A 20,134-nucleotide genomic window follows, 5' to 3' on the forward strand; every position below is an offset into this window, starting at 1 on the left:
CCTGACCGGGTGCGACGTAGGTCCCGTTGAGGGCGCCCCGGCGTTTTCACCTCGACCACACTGCCTACGCTCCTTTGCGTGAACGGTGTTACCGAGCTGGCGCTTTCCGGGCCGCTGCTGCTCGCCGCGGCTGTCGCGCTGCTGGCCGGGACGATCTCCTTCGCGTCACCGTGCGTCGTGCCGCTGGTGCCCGGCTACCTCGCGTACCTGGCGGCGCTGGTGGGCGCGGACGCTCCCGCGGTCAGCGCGGACGAGGAGCGCAAGAAGGGCCGGTACGCCGTCGTCGGCGCGGCGGCGCTGTTCGTGCTGGGGTTCACCGTCGTCTTCGTGGTGACACTGGGAACGCTGGTGTGGATCGCCGACACCGTCCAGCTCAACATGGACCTTCTCCAGCGCCTCGGCGGCGTGCTGACCATCGCGATGGCGATGGTCTTCCTCGGCTGGATCCCGGGATTGCAGCGCGAGTTCCGTTCGCACCACGTGCCGCGCGGCGGACTGTGGGGCGCGCCGGTGCTCGGCGCGGTGTTCGGGCTCGGCTGGACGCCGTGCATCGGGCCGACGCTGTCCGCGGTCACCACCCTGGCCAGCGCCACCGGCGGCGCCGCCGTCCGCGGGTACGCGCTCATCCTGGTGTATTGCCTTGGCCTCGGCGTCCCGTTCCTGCTCATCGCGGTCGGTGCCCGCTGGGCCGTCCGCGCGACCGACTGGCTGCGCCGCCACGGCCGTCAGGTGCAGATCTTCGGCGGCGTCCTGTTGATGATCGTCGGCGTCCTGCTGGTGACCGGACTGTGGGGCGACATGATCGGCTGGATCCGGAACACCCTCGTGAACGACCTCAGGCTGCCCTTGTGACCACCCCATACCGCCCGACGCCGCTCAAGCGCGTCTTCGCCTTCCTGCGCAACACCTGGCGCGGATTGACGTCGATGCGCACCGCACTGGTGCTGCTGTTCCTGCTCGCGCTCGCCGCGATGCCCGGCGCGCTGCTGCCGCAGCGGAACCTCAACGTCGCCAAGACCGACGAGTACATCGCCGCGCACGGCTGGTGGGGTGAACTGCTCGACCGCACGCAGTTCTTCGAGGTCTACGGCAGCGTCTGGTTCTCCGCGATCTACCTCCTGCTGATGATCTCCCTCATCGGCTGTCTCGCGCCGCGCAGCCTCGAATACGCGAAGGCGATGCGCGCGAAGCCGGTGCTCACGCCGCGCAAGCTTTCGCGGATGCCGCATCACGTGTCCGCCACGATCGACCGGACCCCCGAGACGGTCATGGAGGACACTCACGCGCTGCTCAAAGGGTGGCGCCGCGTCGAGCACGAAGACGCCGACGGAACGCGAAGCATCTCCGCCGAACGCGGGTACCTTCGCGAGACCGGAAACCTCGTCTTCCACTTCGGCATGCTGGGCCTGATCGTCTTCTTCGCGCTGGGCAAGCTGTTCGGCTACGAAGGCCAGGTCATCGTCCAGGCCGACCACAGCCAGTGGTGCAACTCCGGCATCCTCGGCTACGACACCTTCAACGCCGGGCTGCGCGTCGACGGCACCGATCTCAACGCGTTCTGCATCCGGTTGAAGGACTTCGAGGCGCGCTACACCGAGAGCGGGCAGGCGAACTACTACCACTCGAACATGGAGTACCAGTCCGGCGAAGATCTGAAGACCGGCGTGTGGAAGCCGTACGGGCTCGAGGTCAACTCGCCACTGCGCACCGCGGGCGACCGCGTCTACCTGCTGAACTTCGGTTACTCCCCGAAGTTCACGGTGACCTTCCCCGACGGCACCGTGCGCACCAACATCACTCCGTGGCGGCCCGCCGACGAGCCCACGAAGCTCTCCGAAGGCGCGACGAAGATCGACCAGCCGGGTATCGCGGACCCGATCGAACGCCGCACCCGGCAGCTCGCGATCACCGGTCTGCTCGCGCCGACCGCGTTCCTGCACGGCAACGTGCTGACGTCGTCGCGGCCCGAGGCGAACAAGCCCGCCGTGGCCGTGGACATCTACCGCGGCGACCTGGGCCTCGACGCGGGCCGGGGTCAGTCGATCTTCCAGATCGACCAGTCGCTCGTCGCGGACGGCAGGCTGAAGAAGCTCACCCGGCAGAACCTGGACCAGGGTCAGGAGACCGTGCTGGACGACGGCACGAAGGTCCGCTTCGACGGTGTCCAGGAATGGGTGGCGATCCAGGTCTCGCACGATCCCGTGCAGGGCTGGGTGCTGGGCTGCGCGGTCGTGATGCTGCTCGGGCTGGCGGGATCGCTGCTGGTCAAACGGCGCCGGGTGTGGGTGCGGGTGAGCCCGGCGCGTGAAGGTGAGACGGGTACCGTGATCGAGGTCGCCGGGCTGGCGCGCACCGACCAGGCGGGCTACGGCGAAGAGTTCCAGCGGATCAGCGCCAAGCTGGTCCAGGGGCAGAGAGGCAACTAGAGGTCATGCCGATCAACGAGACGCTGTCCCAGTACAGCGACTACTCCTATACCACCGCGACGGCGATCTACGTCATCGCGTTGATGTTCGCCCTCATCGAGCAGGGTTTCGGCGCGAAGGGCCGCCTCGCGGCGGAGCGCAGCATCCAGCGCTCCCGTGACCTGGTCGGCGCGGGTGGTCCGCCGGCTTACGGGACGCCCGTCGAGCCCTCGCGCGAGATCGGCCGCCCCGAGCGCATCGGCCGCATGGGCGCCGCGCTGCTGGTGCTGGCCGCGCTACTCCACCTGGCCGCGATCGTGCTGCGCGGGCTCGCCGTGCACCGCGCGCCGTGGGGCAACCTCTACGAATACGGCATGGCCACGACCTTCGTCGCCGTCGTGACCTGGCTCGTCATCATGCGGAAGTTCCCGGTCCGCCACCTCACCGGCTTCCTGCTGCTGCCGGTCGTGATCCTGATGTTCGTCAACGGCACCATGCTGTACACGACGGCCGCGCCGGTACAGCCCGCGCTCCAGTCCTACTGGGTGATCATCCACGTTTCCGCGGCGATCATCGGCTCGGGTGTCTTCCTGGTGCCGGGGGTCGCGAGCGTTCTCTACCTCTTCCGTGCCGCCCACGACGACGACCCGGCGAAGTTCGCCAAGTTCGGCTCGAAGTTGCCCGCAGCGGACGTGCTCGACCGCATCGCCTACCGCACCACCATCTTCGCCTTCCCGATCTTCACCTTCGGCGTGCTCTGCGGCGCGGTGTGGGCCGAGGCGGCGTGGGGCCGGTTCTGGGGCTGGGACCCCAAGGAGACCGTCGCTTTCGTGGCGTGGGTGGTCTACGCGGCGTACCTGCACTCCCGTGCCACCGCGGGCTGGCGCGGGAAGCGGGCCGCGCTCATCAACATCGTCGGGTTCTCCGCGACGATCTTCAACATGTTCTTCGTGAACCTGGTCACCTCGGGTCTGCACTCCTACGCCGGGGGCTGACCGCCGCCGCTGCACGCGAGCCGACTACCGTCAATACTGAGGTAACGGGGGAAGACGTGCGCGGAGGAGGAATTCAGCGGTGACCGGACCCAGCGAAGAATCGGCTCCTGGCCACCCAGAACCCACCGAGAGCGTCCCGCCCTCGGAGTTGTTCTCCGAGGACAGGACGGACTCGGCACCGCATCCGAACGCCGGTGGCTTCGAGGCCGAGCCGACCCAGGTCGTCCAGCCCCAGTACCCGCAGCAGGGGCAGTATCCGCAGCAGCAGCCCACTCAGCCGCCGCTGCCGCAGCCGTCGCAGGGCCAGTACCAGCAGCCCTACGACCAGAACCTGCCTCCGCTGCATCCTCAGCAGCAGCCGCCGCAGGCCGCCCAGTACCCGCCTCAGCAGCAGTACGCGCCGCCGCCGCAGCCGGTCCAGCAGCCCGCGGTGCCGGGCCTCCCGCAGCCGCAGGGCAGGCACGCGCTCCCGGACGAACTCGCCACCGCGAGTCTGGTGAAGCCGCAGAAACGCAAGCCGCAGTCGGGCTGGCGCAAGGCCCTGTACGTGGGCACCGGAAAGCTCGTCAACCCGGGGGAGAGTCCCAGGGACACGCGCAAGCGTGAACTGATCGCGCAGATCAACCAGCCGCTGCGCGGGTGCTACAAGATCGCGATGCTGAGCCTCAAGGGCGGCGTCGGCAAGACCACCACGACCACCACACTGGGCTCGACGTTCGCTTCGCTGCGCGGTGACCGCGTCGTCGCCGTCGACGCGAACCCGGACCGCGGGACGCTGTCGCAGAAGATCCCGATCGAGACCACCGCGACCGTCCGGCACCTGTTGCGCGACGCGGACAAGATCACCCGGTACAGCGACGTCCGGTCGTACACCTCACAGGGCGGGAGCCGGCTGGAGATCCTTGCCAGCGAGCAGGATCCGGCGGTTTCGGAGGCCTTCTCCGAGGACGATTACCGGCGCACGGTCAACCTGCTGGAGCACTTCTACAACATCGTGCTCACCGACTGCGGGACCGGTTTGATGCACTCGGCGATGAAGGGCGTCCTGGACGTCGCGGACGCGCTGGTGGTGGTCTCGTCCGGCTCCGTCGACGGGGCGCGCAGTGCGTCGGCCACACTCGACTGGCTGGAGGCGCACGGCTACGGCGACCTGGTCAAACGCTCCGTCGCGGTGATCAACTCGGTCCGGCCGAAGGGTGGCTCCGTCGATCTGGACAAGCTCTCCGCGCACTTCGGCGCGCGGGTCCGCTCGGTCTGCCGCATCCCGTTCGACCCGCACCTGGAAGAAGGCGCCGAAATCGAACTGGACCGGCTCCACGAGGACACCCGGCTGGCCTTGCTGGAACTGGCGGCCACCGTCGCCGACGGCTTCGGCGGCCAGCAGTACCGGCCGATCCAGCCGTAGTCCGACGCCTACTCCTTGTCCTCGTCTTTACCTTTGCGCTGCTGCTCACCGAGCTTGCGCAGGAAGTCGGGGTCGTCGTCCGGGGCCAGCGTCGGTCGCGACGAGGGCACCCCGACGCGCTCGATCCCGAACGCGCGCCACAACACCACGGCGACGGTGAGCGCTCCGATGGCCGCGAGCAGATAGATCATGCTCGGCCCCTTTCCGCGTGGAGGACGTTGCTCAGTCCCACGAGGCTAGCCTCTTTGCCGCGTGCGGGGGGACTCATGGATACCCCAATGTGACGAAGGGCGATTTCCTGCCCTTCGTCACCGGAGTCCCTTTCCGGGGAAATTCCGGGTCAGACCTTGCGCGCGGGCTCGCTGGCGTCGGTGGTCAGCTCGGCGAGGAGCTCGTTCACCTCGGCCTCGCGGAACCGGCGGTGCCCGCCGGGAGTGCGGATCGAGCCGATCCGGCCCGCGGTCGCCCAGCGGGTCACGGTCTTGGGATCGACCCGGAACAGGGCCGCCACTTCACCGGGGGTGAGCAACCTACCGCCCATGGTCGCGGTCATTTTCCGCCTCCTTCACGGTTCCCGTGCTAAACCGGGGGCGGGCCCCATGCCCGTCGTGCCGGGTAGCCAATACGGCAATCGTTGCATCTCACCCGCCAGGTACTCGAACGGTTGTCCAAGAGTAAAGGGCCCTTAAAGGTCAAAACCGACAACCAAGACACACCCCCGTGGCCCCAGGTCTTGTCACGTAGGTACGAAAACGCGCCCTGATCCCGCGAATCGGGCCGTGGCACCTAAGGTGTAGCGGTGGACCAGGTGGATCGGAAGATCATCGCGGCATTACGGGAGAACGGGCGGGCTACCTACGCCGACCTCGGCCGGTCTGTCGGGCTCTCGGCCTCTTCGGTGCACGAACGGGTCGGCAAACTCGAGGCCGCCGGTGTGATCACCGGCTACCACGCCATGGTCGATCCCAGCACGGTCGGACTCGGCGTGACGGCGCTGGTCGGCATCCACCCCACCGACACCGCGACCGAAGACGACGTAGCGGACGCGCTCGGGGCGTTGGACGAGGTCGAAAGCTGCTACGCCGTCGCGGGCAACGAGGCTTTCGTCGTCAAGGTTCGCGTGGCGACGGTCGACGATCTGGAGCGGACGCTCGGCAGGTTGCGGCGGATTCCCGGCGTCGGCCGCACGAACACCACCGTCGTGCTTTCCACCCGTTTCGAAGGCCGGCCCAACAACGCGGGCCTGGAGGACGGCCGCAACGGCAGCGCGTAGCCTGCGTTGATGTGAGCGACAATCAGCTTCCCTGTGACCTGACGCTGTACGTGCTGGCCCGGTTTCTCCTGGTCGGGGTCATCGCAGGCGGGTTACTGCTGGTCAACGTCCCGCTGCTGGTCGCGCTGCTGATCGGTCTGGTCGTGGGACTGCCGCTGGGTCTGCTGCTGTTCCGCCCGCTGAACGCGCGCGTGACCGCCGGACTCGCCCGCCGCAACGAAAAGCGTGCTCGCGCCCGTGCCGAACTGCGCTCCCAGCTGCGCGGCGACCGAGCGGACGGCACCGCGTGAGCCGTCTGCACAGCCGAAGCTGGGTCCGCGAAGCCGTCCGCATCATCGAGGCCGACGCGAACCGCAGCGCCGACACGCATCTGCACGTCTTCCCGTTGCCCGCCGAATGGGGCATCGACCTGTACCTGAAGGACGAGTCCGTCCACCCGACCGGCTCGCTCAAGCACCGGCTCGCCCGCTCGCTGTTCCTGTACGGCCTGGTGAACGGCCAAATCGGGCAGGACACGGTGCTCGTCGAGGCGTCGAGCGGCTCGACGGCGGTTTCGGAGGCGTATTTCGCGCGGATGCTCGGCCTGCGGTTCATCACCGTGGTGCCGCGCAGCACCTCTCCGGAGAAGATCGCGCTCATCGAGTTCTACGGCGGCGAATGCCATTACGTCGACCGCGCGCCGGACATGTACCCGGAGGCCGAGCGTCTCGCTTCGGAGTGCAACGGCCACTACCTCGACCAGTTCACCTACGCGGAGCGCGCGACGGACTGGCGCGGGAACAACAACATCGCCGAATCGGTGTACGCGCAGATGCAGTCCGAGCGGCACCCCGTGCCGACGTGGATCGTGGTCGGCGCCGGCACCGGCGGCACGAGCGCGACCTTCGGCCGCTACGTGCGCTACAAGCGGCACACCACGAAGATCGCCGTCGTCGACCCGGAGAACTCGTCGTTCTTCGGCGCCTGGCAGACCGGGGCGCTCGACTACAGCACCGGCATGCCGTCGCGGATCGAAGGCATCGGACGCCCGCGCGTCGAGCCGTCGTTCGTGCCCGGCGTGATCGACGAGATGTTCCAGGTGCCGGACGCCGCCTCGCTGGCCGCCATCCGCGTGCTGCGCGAACGGACCGGGCACTGGGCCGGCGGCTCGACCGGCACGAACCTCTTCGGCGCCTTCACGCTGATCTCGCGGATGGTCTCGGAAGGCCAGGCGGGCAGTGTCGTCACCCTGCTGTGCGACGGCGGCGAGCGGTACGCCGACACCTACTACGACGACGAGTGGCTGGCGCGGAAGAACATCGACATCGAGCCGTACCTGGACAAGTACCGGGAGTTCCTGGTGAGCGGGAAACTTCCTCCCGAGGCCTAGCCCGACGTGCGCCGAAGGGCTTTTCAGCCCACGTCAGAGGGCGAGAGCGACCGCGGTCAGCACCGCCCACCCCAGCATCGCGAACCCGGTGTCCCGCAGCGCCGGGATCAGCGCCCGCCCTCGCGCGCCGCCGCCGACGGCCTTGACCGACTTCAGCAGCAGCGGCGCGGTCAGCAACCCCAGCAGCGCCCACGGCGTCACGAAGGCGAGCAGCACGCTCACGACGTACGGGATCGCGACCAGCGTCAGGTAAAGCCGCCGGGTGCCGTCGTCGCCGAGCCGGGTGGCGAGGGTGCGCTTGCCGGACTCGATGTCGGTCGGGATGTCCCGGAGGTTGTTGGCGGTCAGCACGCCGGTCGAGAACGAGCCCACGGCGACCGCGCAGCCGAGCGCCGTCCAGCTGAGCTGTCCGGCTTGGACGTACACGGTGCCCAGCACGCCGGCCAGCCCGAAGAAGACGAAAACCGCGACCTCGCCGAAACCGTGGTAGCCGTAAGGCTTTTTGCCGCCGGTGTAGAACCAGGCGCCGAGGATGCAGACCGCGCCCATCGCCAGCAGCCACCACAGTCCGCTGATCACGACGAGGACGAGCCCGAGGACTCCGGCGAGCCCGAGAGCGACGAAGGCCGCCGTCAGGACGGCCTTCGGCTTCGCGACCCCGGAGCCGACCAACCGCAGGGGGCCGACGCGGTTCTCGTCGGTGCCGCGGATGCCGTCGGAGTAGTCGTTGGCGTAGTTGACGCCGACGATCAGGGCCAGCGAGACCAGCAACGCGAGAATCGATCGGGGCCAGGAGAAGCCGTCGAGCGCGACCGCCGCGCCGACTCCGGCGACCACCGGCGCCACCGCGTTGGGCAGCGTCCGCGGGCGCGCCCCTTCGATCCATTCACCAGCAGTCGCCATGTCGCCATTCTGGCCCTGGTCACTACCGGCCGGTATGCGGGGCTCGTCACCTGCCCGAGCCCTCGCGGGCAGGTGACGAGTCGGGCTACTTCAGCTCGTCGATCGTGTCTTCCAGGGTCCAGGTGAGCGTGCCGCTGTTCGGAACGGCGGTCTCCGGTTCGTCCGCCGGCGCGGGCCCGGCCAGTGCGACCAGTCCCAGCGTGACGGCGGTGCAGGCCGATACGGTGCGTGTCCAGCGCGTCATGCCTAGACGTAAACCCGCGGGTGATGACCGTGTCAACAACGTCCCGGTGATCGGTGGAGAATTCACGACCTTCGTAGGAGATTCCGGACGGCCGTCCTGTCGACCTTCCCTGGGCCCCTCAGCGGAAGTTCGTCGGCGAACTCGACCCGCTTCGGAGCGGCTGCCGCACCGGCCTCTTCGCGGCAAGCCGCGCGCAGCGAAGCGACGTCGCAGTCGGCACCGACGACGAGCGCGACGACGGCTTCGCCCCACTCGGGGTCGGGCACTCCGACCACACACGCGTCCCGGATCCCGGGCTGCGCGGTCAAGATCCGTTCGACGGCCGCGGCGGCCACCTTCACCCCGCCGGTGTTGATCATGTCGTCGATGCGGCCGAGGATCTCCAGCCGTCCGTCGGCCGACCACCGGCCGCGGTCGGAAGTGCGGAACCGGCCGTCCTCGAAGGCCTCCGCGGTGAGGTCGGGTCGCCGCCGGTAGCCATGCGCGAGCACGTCACCGGTGACACAGACCCGCTCGTCTTCGAGTTCGACGTGTACTCCGTCCAGGGGTACGCCGTCGTAGACGCAGCCGCTCGCGGTCTCGCTCATGCCGTACGCGGGCACGATCCGCACGCCCGCTTCGGCAGCGCGCTCCCGCAGCTCCGCGGTGGTCGCCGCGGCGCCGACGATGATCGCGTCGAAAGCGCGGGCCGCCGCCAGACCGGGTCCGCCCGCGTCGAGCAGCCGTCCGAGCTGGGTCGGCACGAGCGCGGTGTAGCGCGGCCCGTCCAGTGACAGCAGGGGCGCGGCGGCCTCGGCGAAGTCGTCCGGCCGGAAACCGGGGGCGGGCAGCACGGCGGGCGTCGTCCCCGCCAGCAGCGAGCGGACCAGCACCTGCAGTCCGCCGATGTACTGCGCCGGGGTCGCGAGCAGCCAGTGCCCCGGCCCGCCGAGCCGTGCGTGGGTGGCGCGCGCCGACGCGGTCAGCGCCGACGCCGACAGCAGCACGCCCTTCGGCTCTCCGGTCGACCCGGAGGTGGCGATGACCACCGCCGTCCCGGGCTCGGCCGGGCGCGTCGGCTCCATCGCGTCCCGCAAGGCCTCCGACGCGTAGGGGAGGACGGCCGGGCCGCCGCCGAGCGCCTCGGCCAAGGCCGAGGTCAGCCCGTCGATCGACGCCGGACTCCCGTCCACCTCTACCGCACGCATCCCTCCACCCTACGACCCGCAATTCGGCACCTGGTTGCGATAGCTGCGCGTGCGAACTATCGCAACCAGGTGCCGAATTGCGAAGGGTCAGTAGTAGTAAGGGAAGGCCGACCAGTCGGGAGAGCGCTTCTCCAGGAAGGAGTCGCGGCCTTCGACGGCTTCGTCCTGCATGTATGCCAGCCGGGTGGTTTCGCCGGCGAAGAGCTGCTGGCCGACCAGGCCGTCGTCGGTGAGATTGAACGCGTACTTGAGCATCCGCTGCGCGGTCGGCGACTTGCCGTTGATCGTCCACGCCCAGTCCAGCGCCTCGGCTTCGAGCTGCGCGTGCGGGACGGCGGAGTTCACCGCGCCCATCGCCTGCATCTGCTCGGCCGTGTACTCGCGTCCGAGGAAGAAGATCTCCCGCGCGAACTTCTGCCCGACCTGCTTGGCGAGATACGCCGAGCCGTAGCCGCCGTCGAAGGAGCCGACGTCCGCGTCGGTCTGCTTGAACCGCGCGTGCTCGGCCGACGCGAGCGTGAGGTCGCACACCACGTGCAGCGAGTGCCCGCCGCCCGCCGCCCAGCCGGGGACCACGGCGACGACCACCTTCGGCATGAACCTGATCAGCCGCTGGACCTCGAGAATGTGCAGCCGTCCGGCCCTCGCCGGATCGATCGTGTCGGAGGTCTCCCCGTCCGCGTACTGATACCCGGAGCGTCCGCGAATACGCTGGTCACCACCGGAACAAAACGCCCAGCCGCCGTCCTTCGGCGATGGGCCGTTGCCGGTGAGCAGGACGCAGCCGACGTCCGAGCTCATCCGCGCGTGGTCGAGCGCGCGGTACAGCTCGTCGACGGTGTGCGGACGGAAGGCGTTGCGGACCTCCGGACGGTCGAACGCGATACGCACCACCCGTTTGCCTGAGCGGCTCTCAGCGGAGCGGTGATAGGTGATGTCGGTGAAGTCGAAACCGCCGACCTCGGTCCACAAGGCCGGGTCGAACAGCTCGGAAACCTGGGCGTCATCCACGTTTGGGAGAATAGGACGTGTGGTCGTGAGTCGTAGTGTGAAACCCGAGGTCTGCCGGTGAACCCTTCCACCGCGCAGGCCAGGGTCATCGTCGACGAACTCGTCCGCAACACCGTCTCGCACGTCGTCCTCTGCCCGGGCTCACGCAACGCCCCGCTCTCGATCGCGCTGTACGACGCGGCGGCGGCCGGACGGCTTCAGCTGCACGTCCGCATCGACGAACGCGGCGCCGCCTTCCTCGCCCTCGGCATCGCCGCGCGCACCGGCCGCCCCGTGGCCGTGCTGTGCACCTCGGGCACCGCGGCCGCGAACTTCCACCCCGCCGTCCTGGAGGCGGACCGCGCGGGCGTGCCGCTGATCGTGCTGACCGCCGACCGCCCGCCCGAGATGCGGGCCGCCGGCGCCAGCCAGGTCATCGACCAGCACCAGCTCTACGGCAACGCCATCCGCTACTTCGACGAGCTCGCCGTCGCCGAACGCCGTGCCGGGCAGAACTCCTACTGGCGCGGCCAGATCTGCCGCGCCTGGAACGCCGCGTACGGCGAATGGCGCTGCGGGCCGGTGCATCTGAACATCCCGTTCCGTGAGCCGCTCGTGCCCGACGGCGCCGACGACGAGTGGTACGAGTCACTCGAAGGGCGTCCCGACGGCGCTCGCTGGACCGAGCTGCCCGACTTCGGCGCGCTCCCCTCGTTCGTGGTGCCCTCGGCCCGGTCCGGCCTGGTCATCGCGTGCGACACCGGCGTGCAGGCGGCCAGCGAATGGGCCGAGCTGCACGGCTGGCCGGTCGTCTCCGAGACCGGCGGCATCGGGCTGGCGGGCGCGACGGCGATCTCGTCCGGCGCGTGGCTGCTCGGCGTCGAGGAGTTCATCTCGCGGCACAAACCCGAGCAGGTCCTCTGCATCGGCCGTCCGACGGTGTTCCGTCAGGTCCAGCGCGTGCTGTCCGATCCCGACGTCGAGGTGCTGCTGGTCCGGCCCGATTCGGATTGGCCCGCGCCCGCGCACAACGTCCGCCAGGTCGGCCAGTGGTTCGACGAGCCGACCAAACCGGCCGATCCCGAGTGGCTCGCCAGCTGGCAGCGCGCGGACAAGGCGGCGTCGGCGGCGGTGACCGAGGCGCTGGCCGCCGAACCGTGGCCGAGCGGGCTGCGGCTGGCCACCGAGCTGGTGGACGCGGTCCCGGAGGGGTCGCTGCTGGTCGTGGGTTCGTCCAACCCGACCCGTGACGTCGCGCTCGCCGGACGGCTGCGGCCGGACGTCCTCGTGCACCGCAACCGCGGCGTCGCCGGGATCGACGGCCTGGTGTCGACCGCGATCGGCGCCGCGACCGTCCACAGGGGACATTCGTACGCGCTGCTCGGCGACCTGACGTTCCTGCACGACGCGAGCGGCCTGCTGACCGGCCCCGCCGAACAGCGCCCCGACCTGACGATCGTGGTGCTCAACGACGACGGCGGCGGCATCTTCTCCCTGCTGGAGCAGGGCGCGCCCGAGCACAACGCCAGCTTCGAGCGCGTCTTCGGCACGCCGCACGGCGCCGATCTCGGTGCCCTGTGCGCCGGTTACCGCGTGCCGCACGTCGTCGCCGAGACACTCACCGAGTTCCGCGCGGCGCTCAAGCCCGCGCCGGGGCTGCGAGTGGTGGAGGTCCGGGTGGATCGAACGCGCCATCGCGAGTTGCACGCGCGCCTCCGTACGGCGGTTTCCTCCGCCGTACGCGCTGTCTAGCCGATTTAGATCTCAGTCCAGCCGCTGGGAACCCCTCCTTCGGCCGTGTCTGCGCGATGATCGTCTGGCTACGTTCGAGCGCGCTGACAAATCCCTGGGAGGATTCGCAATGCGCTTGAAGACTCGCGCCGGCTTCGCCGGATTGACCGCGGGCGTCGTAGGGGTGCTGCTCGCGGGCACCGCGTCCGCCGCACCCGCGCCCGGCTCGATCGGCATCGGCGACCCGTACTACCCGCACGCCGGGAACGGCGGCTACGACGTCGGTCACTACGACCTCCGGCTGACCTATCAGCCGTCCACCGACCTGCTCTCCGGTGCCACGACGATCCTGCTCACCGCCACGCAGGATCTCTCGGCGTTCAACCTCGACTTCGGCCTGAAGGTGTCGAGCGTCCGGGTCGGCAACCGGCCCGCGAAGTTCGCGACGTCGACCGACGGCACCGGTGAGCTGACCGTCACGCCGCCGACTCCGCTGAAGAAGGGCCAGACGGCCACGGTCGTCGTCGCTTACGCGGACACGCCGTCGAAGGTGAAGATCGACGGCTTCACCGCCTGGAAGAAGACCCCGGACGGCGCGCTGGCCGTCGACGAGCCGCAGAGCGCGGCCTGGTGGTTCCCGTCCAACGACCACCCCACCGACCTGGCGACCTACGACATCTCGGTCGAGGTCCCGAACGACGTCGCCGCGTTGTCGAACGGCACGCTCGTGCGCAAGACGGTGCAGCGGCCGGGCTGGACGCGCTGGAACTGGCGCAGCACCAAGCCGCAGGCGACGTACCTCACGTCGCTGGAGGTCGGCAAGTTCGAGGTGCACGAGCAGACCACGCCGGACGGCAAGCCGTTCATCACCGCCTACGGCGCCGACCTCGGCGAATCGCTCGGCGCGGCCAAGGCCAGCATCGAGCGGACGCCGGAGATCACCGAATTCCTCGCCTCGAAGTTCGGGCCTTACCCGTTCGAGGCGCAGGGCGGTGTCGTCACCACCGGCATCACCTTCGCGCTGGAGAACCAGACGCGGCCGGTGTACGGCGCCAGGGCCTTCCGGTCCGGCTCCAACACCTCGATCGTCGCGCACGAGCAGGCGCACCAGTGGTTCGGCGACAGCGTCACGCTCGGCAAGTGGAGCGAAATCTGGCTGAACGAGGGCTTCGCCTCCTACGGCGAGTTCCTGTGGTCGGAGGAGACCGGCGAGGGCACGGCCGACGAACTCGCCCAGTACATCTACGACTCCGTACCCGCCGAGGACCCGTTCTGGCAGGTCCTGCCCGCCGACCCCGGTGCGGACAACCAGTTCGACGCGGCCGTCTACGACCGCGGCGCGCTCGCGGTGCACGCGTTGCGCAAGGCCGTGGGTGACGACACGTTCTTCCGGATCCTGCGGACCTGGCAGCAGGTGAAGAAGGCCAAGCCGGCGGTCATCGGAGAATTCGTCGCGCTCGCGGAGAAGATCTCGGGCAAGCCGCTGTACGACCTGTTCCGGACGTGGCTGTACACCAAGGGCAAGCCCGCGGTGAGCCCCAACGGCGCGTCGGCTCTCCGGGCCGCTGTGGCGCCTGTCGCACCCAAGTCGTACCCGCAGATCAAGGCGAACCACGAATTCCTCGCCGAGCGACACGCCCACTGACGGGTAGCGCTACGCTCGCGGCGTGACGGCCAAAACGGAGCGGGTGAGGCACATCGGGTGGTATGCCGCCCTCGTTGTCGCCTCACTCGTCACCGTGCTCGGTGTCTCGCTGCTCTTCGCCGCCATCCGCAACGACAGCGCGATCGAAGCGGAACTCGGGCAGGCGACGGCGCAGGTCGAGTCGGTGGCCTTCGACCGCACGATCATCAACTACGCCACCCCCGACGGCATCATGCACAGCCCGGCCAACGGCGTGCTCTACCCCTCGGGGCTGGCCGCCGGGCAGCTGGTGAACATCGAGTACCACGTCGGCGACCCGGAACTGGCGCGGGTGGCGGGCCGCTCGGCGGCGAACACGCTGCTGCCGCTGGGCAGCATGATCTTCTTCACCTGGCTGATCGCCGGCCCGCTGCTGTGGTGGCTCCGGCGGCAACGGCCGGCTCACCGGCGCTCGCTCGCCGAGTCGTCCGTCTGACCACGCGAGTTCGCCGCCCGATCACGCGAGTTACGCCCTCGATCACGCGAGTTCGCCGCCCGATCACGTGAGTGTCGTGTCCAAGCACGCGAGTTACGTCTCTGATCACGCGAGTTCCGTACCGAATCACGCGAGCCTGCTGTGCGGAACCGGTGAACTCGCGTGATCAGGGGGCGAACTCACGTGCTCAAAGGCGTAACTCGCGTGCTTGAAGGGCGAACTCGCGTGATTAGAGGCGTAACTCGCGTGATCAGGGGGCGAACTCGCGTGATCGGGCGGCGCACTCAGCCGACCGACTCCTGCCACCAGCCCAAGACCTCGTCGGCCACTCCCGGCGCCGCCACCAGCAGCGCGTCGACCGGCAGGGCCGTGTCTTCCCCGTGCCGGTCCAGCACCACGGCGCCGGCCTCGATGGCCAGCGCGACCGAGCCGGCGACGTCCCATTCGCGGTAGCTGTGCAGCACCGCCGCGGCCGCGTGTCCCAGTGCGACCTGCGCGATGGCCAGCGCGGCCGAGCCGAGCACCCGGACCCCGGCGTGCGCGGCGGCGGCCCGTTCGATGAACTGGCCCATCCCCGGCCAGACACCCTTGCGCGTGAGTTCCGTGCAGACGATCGCCCCGGCCGTCCCGCGACGGTCGGTCAGCGTGATCGGCTTGCCGTTCGCTCTGGCCCCGCGGCCGCGCGCGGCGGCGTAGATCTGGGCGCGGTACGGGTCCGCGACCACGCCCACCACCGGCCCCGAAGCGTCGATCAGGGCGAGGCTGTACGCGCACCAGGGGACACCGGCGACGTAGTTGGCGGTGCCGTCGACCGGGTCGACCACCCAGCGGTATTCGGCGACGTCGGCCCCGTGGTCGGCACCGAATTCGCCACCGACCACGGGGATGCCGGGGAATTCCGCGGTCAGCACCCGGCGGGTGTGACGTTCGAGGATCCGGTCCGTGTCGGTGACCCAGTCGAAGGGCGAATCCCGCGGATCGGGTTGGGCGCCGCGGCCCGCGGTCGCGGTGATCACGTCGGTCGCGTCGTTGGCCAGCCGCCCGGCCACTTCGAGGGCCCTCGACACCAGCCCTGGTTCGACGGGCTGAGGCGGCCTTGACGACAGGAGGGTCATGCCTGACTAGTGTGGCCGAGCCTGGTTTACGGAACACGACCTTGAGATGACATGTCGTCTGTTCCGTTTTTGTTGGCGTGGGCGTCACAACCGGGTGCGACAGTGATCCGCGTGCGAGTCGCGATAGTCACCGAAAGTTTTCTGCCCCAGGTGAACGGCGTGACCAACTCCGTGCTCCGCGTCGTGGAACACCTCCGCGACCGTGCGCACGACGTGCTGATCATCGCCCCTGGGCCGGGTCCCGTGGAGTATCTCGGCGCTCCGGTCGTGCGCATTCCCGCCCTCGACTTCCCCGGCGTGAACTCCCTGCCGATCGGCGTGCCGACGCGGACGGTGCTCACCGCCCTTGCCGATTTCAGCCCGGACGTGGTGCATCTGGCGTCGCCGTTCGTGGTCGGCGCCCGCGGGCTCGCCGCGGCCAGACGGCTGCGGGTGCCGTGTGTCGCGGTGTATCAGACCGACATCGCCGGTTTCGCCGCCGCGTACGGTTTCGGCATCGCCGCCCGCGCGGCCTGGCGCTGGGTGCGCCGTCTGCACTCGCGGGCGGACCGCACGCTCGCGCCGTCGACGGATTCGGTGGAACAGCTGAAACTGCATGGGATTCCCCGGGTGCACCGCTGGGCGCGCGGCGTCGACCTCGAGCGGTTCTCTCCGGTCCACGCCGATCCCGCGTTGCGCGCGGAGCTGGCACCGAACGGGGAACTGCTGGTCGGTTTCGTCGGCAGGCTCGCGCCCGAGAAGGAGGTCGAACGGCTGACCGCGCTCGCCGGGATCACCGGGATCCGCGTGGTCGTCGTCGGTGACGGGCCGGAGTTGCCGATGCTGCGCGAACGGATCCCGGGTGCGGCGTTCCTCGGTGCCAGATACGGCGACGAGCTCTCCGCGGCGTACGCGAGCCTCGACGTCTTCGTCCACACAGGACCGCACGAGACGTTCTGCCAGACCATCCAGGAAGCGATGGCGTCCGGGCTGCCGGTGCTGGCGCCGAACGCGGGCGGTCCGAAGGATCTGGTCCTGCCCGGCCGCACCGGGTATCTGCTGCCCGCGGACCGGGCAGGCTTCGCGACGGCGCTGGTGGACAAGGTGGACGACCTGCGCGACGAAGCACTGCGTGCCAGGCTGGGGGAGAAGGCGCGCAAGGTCGTTTCGGGCCGGACTTGGCCCGCTGTCTGCCACGAACTGATCGGCCACTACGAGGCCGTCCAGGGCAAGGTCGCGCGCGCGGCTTGAGCGCACCGCACGGGCTGCTCGTGCGACCCGGCCGCGGCGGGGCGGTCGACGATCGTGCTCCCGCTTTCGCCGGTGCGGTCACGGGAATGCTCTCCGCGTTCACTTGATCACTTTGTATCCATTTTGTACATCGGGCCTTCATCGTCCCCTCACGCCATCGAGCGAGAGGACGGCACGTGAGGTTCGAAGTACTGGGCACGTTCAGCATCTCTTCCGGTTCGCGGTCGGTCCCGTTGCACGGCCGGATGCGGAGAACACTCCTCGGCGTACTGCTGGTCCGGGCGAACACCTCCGTGCCGGTGAACGTGCTCACCGAGGCCCTGTGGGAGAGCAGGTGGGAGCCGCGGGCGGTGCCGAAGCTGCACTGGCACGTCCACAAGCTGCGGCAGGTCCTGCCCGAAGGTGATCGGCTCGGCTTCGACAACGGCGGCTACCGGCTGGAGGTGCACCCCGGCGAGTTCGACGTCGAGACCTTCGAGACGCTGGGGCGCCAGGCGCTGAAGTCCGAGGACCCCGCGCAGCGCGCCTCGCTGATCCGGCAGGCCCTCACGCACTGGCACGGCGCGCCCTACGACGGCCTGGACGTCCCGCTGCTTTCGGACGAGACGATGCGCCTCTCCGAGCACCGCCTCGTCCTGCTCGAAGAGCTCTACCAGGCCGAACTCGACCTCGGGCGGCACGCGAGCGCGGCCGTCGAGCTGGCGGATCTGGTGCGGCGGAACCCGTTGCGGCAGCGTGCCCAGTACCTCCTGATGGACGCTCTTTGGCGGGCCGGGTGCACGTCCGACGCGCTGGCGGCCTACCGGCGGGCGCGCCGGGTCTCGGTCGATCAGCTCGGCCTCGAACCGGGGCCGGAACTGCGATTGCTGGAGCGGAGGATCCTCGCCGGTGAGATCGCGGGGGCCGGTGCGCACCGTGCCCCGGCGTTGCTTCACCGGGCCAGGTGACCCTACGGCGCGTCGCTTTGCTCCCGCTTGGGTGACCTGTCTCAGGACCTCGGGGTTAGGGTTCGAGGCATGTCCCGAGCGAGTCTTGACAAGGATCCGCACGAAGTCGCCGCCATGTTCGACGACGTCGCGGACGGCTACGACCGCGCGAATTCGTTCATGACCTTCGGCTTCGACCGCCGCTGGCGCACCATCACCGGCCGGGTGCTGGACGCCAAACGCGGTGAGAAGGTGCTGGACCTCGCGGCGGGCACCGGCGTGTCCACCGTCGAGTACGCGCGCAACGGCGCCTGGTGTCTCGCGGCGGACTTCTCGGTCGGCATGCTCAGGGCGGGCAAGCACCGCGGCGTCCCCATGGTGGCGGCCGACGCGATGAAGCTGCCGTTCGCCGACGGAAGCTTCGACGCGGTCACCATCTCGCTCGCGCTCCGGAACTTCGTCGACACCAAGGCGGCGCTCACCGAGATCGCGCGGGTGGTCAAACCGGGCGGCCGGCTGGTGATCTGTGAGGTGTCGACGCCCACATTCCCGCCGATCCGGTTCCTGCACCGGAAGTTCATCGCGAAGCTGCTCACCTGGGTCGGCGCGCGGACCTCGTCGAACCCCGAGGCCTACTCCTACCTGGCCGAATCCATGCTGGCCTGGCCGGATCAGCGGACGCTCGGGGAGATCATCGCGAGCGCCGGGTGGACCGAGGTGGAGTGGCTGAACCTCACGTTCGGCGTCGTCGCCATCCACCGCGCCAAAAAGCCATCCGTAACTTCGCCCTCCTCCCCGCCGCCACCCTCGACGGACGGGCTCCGCCCGACTGTAAATTCATAGGCATGACCCGTCGCAACGCAGACCACGACGCCGAAGTCATCGTCGTCGGTGCCGGACCGGCCGGCTCCACCGCCGCCACGTACCTCGCCCGCGCGGGCGTCGACGTGCTGCTGCTGGAGAAGACCGAGTTCCCGCGCGAGAAGGTGTGCGGCGACGGCCTGACCCCGCGCGGCGTCAAGCAGCTCATCGACCTGGGGATCGACACCAGCGAGGAGGCGGGCTGGGTGCACAGCCGCGGCCTGCGGATCCTCACCGGCGAGCTCACGCTGGAACTCGACTGGCCGGATTTGACCAGCTACCCGCCGTACGGCGTTTCGCGGACCCGTCAGGACTTCGACGACCTGCTCGCGAAGACCGCGGTCAAGGCGGGCGCGCGGCTCTACGAGCGCACCACCGTCACCGGTGCCATCACCGGCCCGAGCGGTCGCGTGATCGGCGTCGAGGCGAAGGTCGGCCCGGAGAAGACGCCGGTGAATTACCGCGCTCCGCTGGTCCTTGCCTGCGACGGTGTCTCCGCGCGGCTCGCGCTGAGCGTCGGCATCCAGAAGAACGAGAAGCGCCCGATGGGGGTCGCGGTGCGGCAGTACTACAAGAGCCCGCGCCACGACGACCCGTTCATCGAGGGCCACCTGGAGCTGTGGGACCGCTCGGACCCCCGCGACCCGAAGCTGCTGCCCGGCTACGGCTGGGCGTTCCCCCTCGGCGACGGCACGGTGAACGTCGGCCTCGGCATGCTGTCGACGTCGGCCGCGTTCCGCGGCACCGACTACCGCGCGCTGCTGCGCCAGTGGCTCGACGGAACGCCCGAGGAATGGGGCTACCGCGAGGAGAACGCCATCGGCAAGGTCGGCGGCGCCGGTCTCCCGATGGGCTTCAACCGCACCCCGCACTACCGCGACGGCCTCCTGCTGCTCGGGGACGCGGGCGGCATGGTCAGCCCGTTCAACGGCGAGGGCATCTCGGCCGCGATGGAGTCCGCGCAGCTGGCGTCGGAGTTCGTCGTGCAGGCGCTGGCGCGCCGCGAGGGCCCGTCTCGTGAGCGGGCGCTGGAGGGCTACCCACGCGCCGTCGCTGAGCTGATGGGCGGCTACTACCGCCTCGGCAACGTGTTCGCGAAGCTGATCGGGAAGCCGAAGATCATGCACGCCGCGACGAAGTACGGACTGCGGATCGACTCGATCCTTCCGTTGGTGTACAAGGGACTTTCGGGCTGCTATGACGCCAAGGGCGGGGACGGCGTCGACCGGCTGATCGCCGCGCTCGCCCGCGCCACCCCTTCTCCGCGCTGACGCCGGGCAGAGGCCGCAAGTAGGTGACGAATTGCGTGCAGTCTCCACGTCTGGAGCAGTCACGGGTACTCCGGGCAGTGGTATCGGTCACAGGACAAAAGTGCCCGAA

General features: G+C 69.5%; 21 protein-coding genes. 14 read left to right on the forward strand and 7 right to left on the reverse strand.

Features of this window, described 5'->3' with window-relative positions; all coding sequences use genetic code 11:
• Nucleotides 1-78: 78 nt before the first annotated feature.
• The 4 genes from P3102_RS02440 (at nucleotide 79) to P3102_RS02455 (ending at nucleotide 4,805) form a co-directional block, all read left to right on the forward strand.
• Entirely contained in the window at nucleotides 79-852 is a 774-nt protein-coding gene (locus P3102_RS02440) for a cytochrome c biogenesis CcdA family protein (protein WP_276366174.1), read from the forward strand.
• Nucleotides 849-2,426 (forward strand): cytochrome c biogenesis protein ResB, encoded by a 1,578-nt coding sequence (locus P3102_RS02445; RefSeq protein WP_276366175.1) that lies wholly within the window; start codon nucleotides 849-851, stop codon nucleotides 2,424-2,426. Before P3102_RS02440 ends, P3102_RS02445 begins: the two co-directional genes overlap by 4 nt.
• Before the next feature lie 5 nt (nucleotides 2,427-2,431).
• Nucleotides 2,432-3,400, forward strand: coding sequence for a c-type cytochrome biogenesis protein CcsB (ccsB, locus tag P3102_RS02450; protein ID WP_276366177.1), 969 nt, complete (start codon nucleotides 2,432-2,434; stop codon nucleotides 3,398-3,400).
• Nucleotides 3,401-3,479: 79 nt separating this feature from the next.
• Nucleotides 3,480-4,805: a MinD/ParA family protein gene (locus tag P3102_RS02455; protein WP_276366178.1), complete on the forward strand. Its 1,326-nt coding sequence runs from the start codon at nucleotides 3,480-3,482 to the stop codon at nucleotides 4,803-4,805.
• An 8-nt stretch (nucleotides 4,806-4,813) separates the two neighbouring features.
• Here the strand turns inward: P3102_RS02455 and P3102_RS02460 are convergent, their stop codons facing one another.
• Together P3102_RS02460 and P3102_RS02465 are read right to left on the reverse strand one after the other, a co-directional pair.
• Nucleotides 4,814-4,996, reverse strand: coding sequence for a hypothetical protein (locus P3102_RS02460; RefSeq protein WP_005151794.1), 183 nt, complete (start codon nucleotides 4,994-4,996; stop codon nucleotides 4,814-4,816).
• A 149-nt stretch (nucleotides 4,997-5,145) separates the two neighbouring features.
• Nucleotides 5,146-5,358: a BldC family transcriptional regulator gene (locus P3102_RS02465; RefSeq protein ID WP_005151795.1), complete on the reverse strand. Its 213-nt coding sequence runs from the start codon at nucleotides 5,356-5,358 to the stop codon at nucleotides 5,146-5,148.
• Nucleotides 5,359-5,604: 246 nt separating this feature from the next.
• On the opposite strand from P3102_RS02465, the gene P3102_RS02470 reads away from it, so the two are divergent.
• The 3 genes from P3102_RS02470 to P3102_RS02480 are packed head-to-tail and all read left to right on the forward strand — an operon-like array spanning nucleotide 5,605 to nucleotide 7,447.
• Nucleotides 5,605-6,078 carry an Lrp/AsnC family transcriptional regulator gene (locus P3102_RS02470; protein WP_276366181.1) on the forward strand — a complete coding sequence of 158 codons (474 nt, stop codon included), beginning with the start codon at nucleotides 5,605-5,607 and terminating at the stop codon, nucleotides 6,076-6,078.
• An 11-nt stretch (nucleotides 6,079-6,089) separates the two neighbouring features.
• Nucleotides 6,090-6,368, forward strand: coding sequence for a DUF4229 domain-containing protein (locus P3102_RS02475; protein ID WP_276366183.1), 279 nt, complete (start codon nucleotides 6,090-6,092; stop codon nucleotides 6,366-6,368).
• Nucleotides 6,365-7,447, forward strand: coding sequence for a PLP-dependent cysteine synthase family protein (locus P3102_RS02480; RefSeq protein ID WP_276366184.1), 1,083 nt, complete (start codon nucleotides 6,365-6,367; stop codon nucleotides 7,445-7,447). Before P3102_RS02475 ends, P3102_RS02480 begins: the two co-directional genes overlap by 4 nt.
• A gap of 33 nt (nucleotides 7,448-7,480) precedes the next feature.
• On the opposite strand, the gene P3102_RS02485 is transcribed toward P3102_RS02480, so the two are convergent.
• The 4 genes from P3102_RS02485 to P3102_RS02500 all read right to left on the reverse strand — a co-directional run bounded on the left by P3102_RS02485 (nucleotide 7,481) and on the right by P3102_RS02500 (nucleotide 10,792).
• Complete coding sequence (locus tag P3102_RS02485) at nucleotides 7,481-8,350, reverse strand: 1,4-dihydroxy-2-naphthoate polyprenyltransferase (protein WP_276366186.1); 870 nt, start codon at nucleotides 8,348-8,350, stop codon at nucleotides 7,481-7,483.
• Between the two features lie 85 nt (nucleotides 8,351-8,435).
• Nucleotides 8,436-8,594 carry a hypothetical protein gene (locus P3102_RS02490; RefSeq protein WP_276366187.1) on the reverse strand — a complete coding sequence of 53 codons (159 nt, stop codon included), beginning with the start codon at nucleotides 8,592-8,594 and terminating at the stop codon, nucleotides 8,436-8,438.
• Nucleotides 8,595-8,656: 62 nt separating this feature from the next.
• Complete coding sequence (menE, locus tag P3102_RS02495; RefSeq protein WP_276366189.1) at nucleotides 8,657-9,781, reverse strand: o-succinylbenzoate--CoA ligase; 1,125 nt, start codon at nucleotides 9,779-9,781, stop codon at nucleotides 8,657-8,659.
• Between the two features lie 87 nt (nucleotides 9,782-9,868).
• Entirely contained in the window at nucleotides 9,869-10,792 is a 924-nt protein-coding gene (locus P3102_RS02500; protein WP_276366190.1) for a 1,4-dihydroxy-2-naphthoyl-CoA synthase, read from the reverse strand.
• A 57-nt stretch (nucleotides 10,793-10,849) separates the two neighbouring features.
• Between P3102_RS02500 and menD the strand changes: the two genes are divergently transcribed.
• The 3 genes from menD (at nucleotide 10,850) to P3102_RS02515 (ending at nucleotide 14,622) form a co-directional block, all read left to right on the forward strand.
• Nucleotides 10,850-12,523, forward strand: coding sequence for a 2-succinyl-5-enolpyruvyl-6-hydroxy-3-cyclohexene-1-carboxylic-acid synthase (gene menD, locus P3102_RS02505; RefSeq protein ID WP_276366192.1), 1,674 nt, complete (start codon nucleotides 10,850-10,852; stop codon nucleotides 12,521-12,523).
• Nucleotides 12,524-12,632: 109 nt separating this feature from the next.
• The gene (locus P3102_RS02510; protein WP_276366193.1) at nucleotides 12,633-14,147 is read left to right on the forward strand and encodes a M1 family metallopeptidase; all 1,515 of its coding nucleotides are present in this window, start codon (nucleotides 12,633-12,635) and stop codon (nucleotides 14,145-14,147) included.
• A 22-nt stretch (nucleotides 14,148-14,169) separates the two neighbouring features.
• Nucleotides 14,170-14,622: a DUF3592 domain-containing protein gene (locus P3102_RS02515; RefSeq protein ID WP_276366195.1), complete on the forward strand. Its 453-nt coding sequence runs from the start codon at nucleotides 14,170-14,172 to the stop codon at nucleotides 14,620-14,622.
• A gap of 284 nt (nucleotides 14,623-14,906) precedes the next feature.
• Here the strand turns inward: P3102_RS02515 and P3102_RS02520 are convergent, their stop codons facing one another.
• Nucleotides 14,907-15,737, reverse strand: a complete 831-nt coding sequence (locus P3102_RS02520) for an inositol monophosphatase (RefSeq protein WP_276366196.1) — start codon at nucleotides 15,735-15,737, stop codon at nucleotides 14,907-14,909.
• Between the two features lie 159 nt (nucleotides 15,738-15,896).
• On the opposite strand from P3102_RS02520, the gene P3102_RS02525 reads away from it, so the two are divergent.
• From P3102_RS02525 to P3102_RS02540, 4 genes are all read left to right on the forward strand, one after another.
• Complete coding sequence (locus tag P3102_RS02525; RefSeq protein ID WP_276366198.1) at nucleotides 15,897-16,967, forward strand: glycosyltransferase family 1 protein; 1,071 nt, start codon at nucleotides 15,897-15,899, stop codon at nucleotides 16,965-16,967.
• 176 nt (nucleotides 16,968-17,143) lie between these two features.
• Nucleotides 17,144-17,914: an AfsR/SARP family transcriptional regulator gene (locus P3102_RS02530; protein WP_276366199.1), complete on the forward strand. Its 771-nt coding sequence runs from the start codon at nucleotides 17,144-17,146 to the stop codon at nucleotides 17,912-17,914.
• A 69-nt stretch (nucleotides 17,915-17,983) separates the two neighbouring features.
• Nucleotides 17,984-18,736, forward strand: coding sequence for a class I SAM-dependent methyltransferase (locus P3102_RS02535; protein WP_276366201.1), 753 nt, complete (start codon nucleotides 17,984-17,986; stop codon nucleotides 18,734-18,736).
• Nucleotides 18,737-18,738: 2 nt separating this feature from the next.
• Nucleotides 18,739-20,025 carry a geranylgeranyl reductase family protein gene (locus tag P3102_RS02540; RefSeq protein WP_276366202.1) on the forward strand — a complete coding sequence of 429 codons (1,287 nt, stop codon included), beginning with the start codon at nucleotides 18,739-18,741 and terminating at the stop codon, nucleotides 20,023-20,025.
• Nucleotides 20,026-20,134: the final 109 nt, after the last annotated feature.

Origin of the sequence: Amycolatopsis sp. QT-25, assembly GCF_029369745.1 — a bacterium.
Taxonomy (GTDB): domain Bacteria; phylum Actinomycetota; class Actinomycetes; order Mycobacteriales; family Pseudonocardiaceae; genus Amycolatopsis.

What these genes read in the sequence shown, in the direction of transcription:
- P3102_RS02510 (WP_276366193.1), top strand. Translation starts at nt 12,633, where the DNA reads ATGCGCTTGAAGACTCGCGCCGGCTTCGCCGGATTGACCGCGGGCGTC.
- P3102_RS02520 (WP_276366196.1), bottom strand. Translation starts at nt 15,737, where the DNA reads ATGACCCTCCTGTCGTCAAGGCCGCCTCAGCCCGTCGAACCAGGGCTG.
- P3102_RS02535 (WP_276366201.1), top strand. Translation starts at nt 17,984, where the DNA reads ATGTCCCGAGCGAGTCTTGACAAGGATCCGCACGAAGTCGCCGCCATG.
- P3102_RS02465 (WP_005151795.1), bottom strand. Translation starts at nt 5,358, where the DNA reads ATGACCGCGACCATGGGCGGTAGGTTGCTCACCCCCGGTGAAGTGGCG.
- P3102_RS02485 (WP_276366186.1), bottom strand. Translation starts at nt 8,350, where the DNA reads ATGGCGACTGCTGGTGAATGGATCGAAGGGGCGCGCCCGCGGACGCTG.
- ccsB (WP_276366177.1), top strand. Translation starts at nt 2,432, where the DNA reads ATGCCGATCAACGAGACGCTGTCCCAGTACAGCGACTACTCCTATACC.
- P3102_RS02490 (WP_276366187.1), bottom strand. Translation starts at nt 8,594, where the DNA reads ATGACGCGCTGGACACGCACCGTATCGGCCTGCACCGCCGTCACGCTG.
- P3102_RS02460 (WP_005151794.1), bottom strand. Translation starts at nt 4,996, where the DNA reads ATGATCTATCTGCTCGCGGCCATCGGAGCGCTCACCGTCGCCGTGGTG.
- P3102_RS02540 (WP_276366202.1), top strand. Translation starts at nt 18,739, where the DNA reads ATGACCCGTCGCAACGCAGACCACGACGCCGAAGTCATCGTCGTCGGT.
- menE (WP_276366189.1), bottom strand. Translation starts at nt 9,781, where the DNA reads ATGCGTGCGGTAGAGGTGGACGGGAGTCCGGCGTCGATCGACGGGCTG.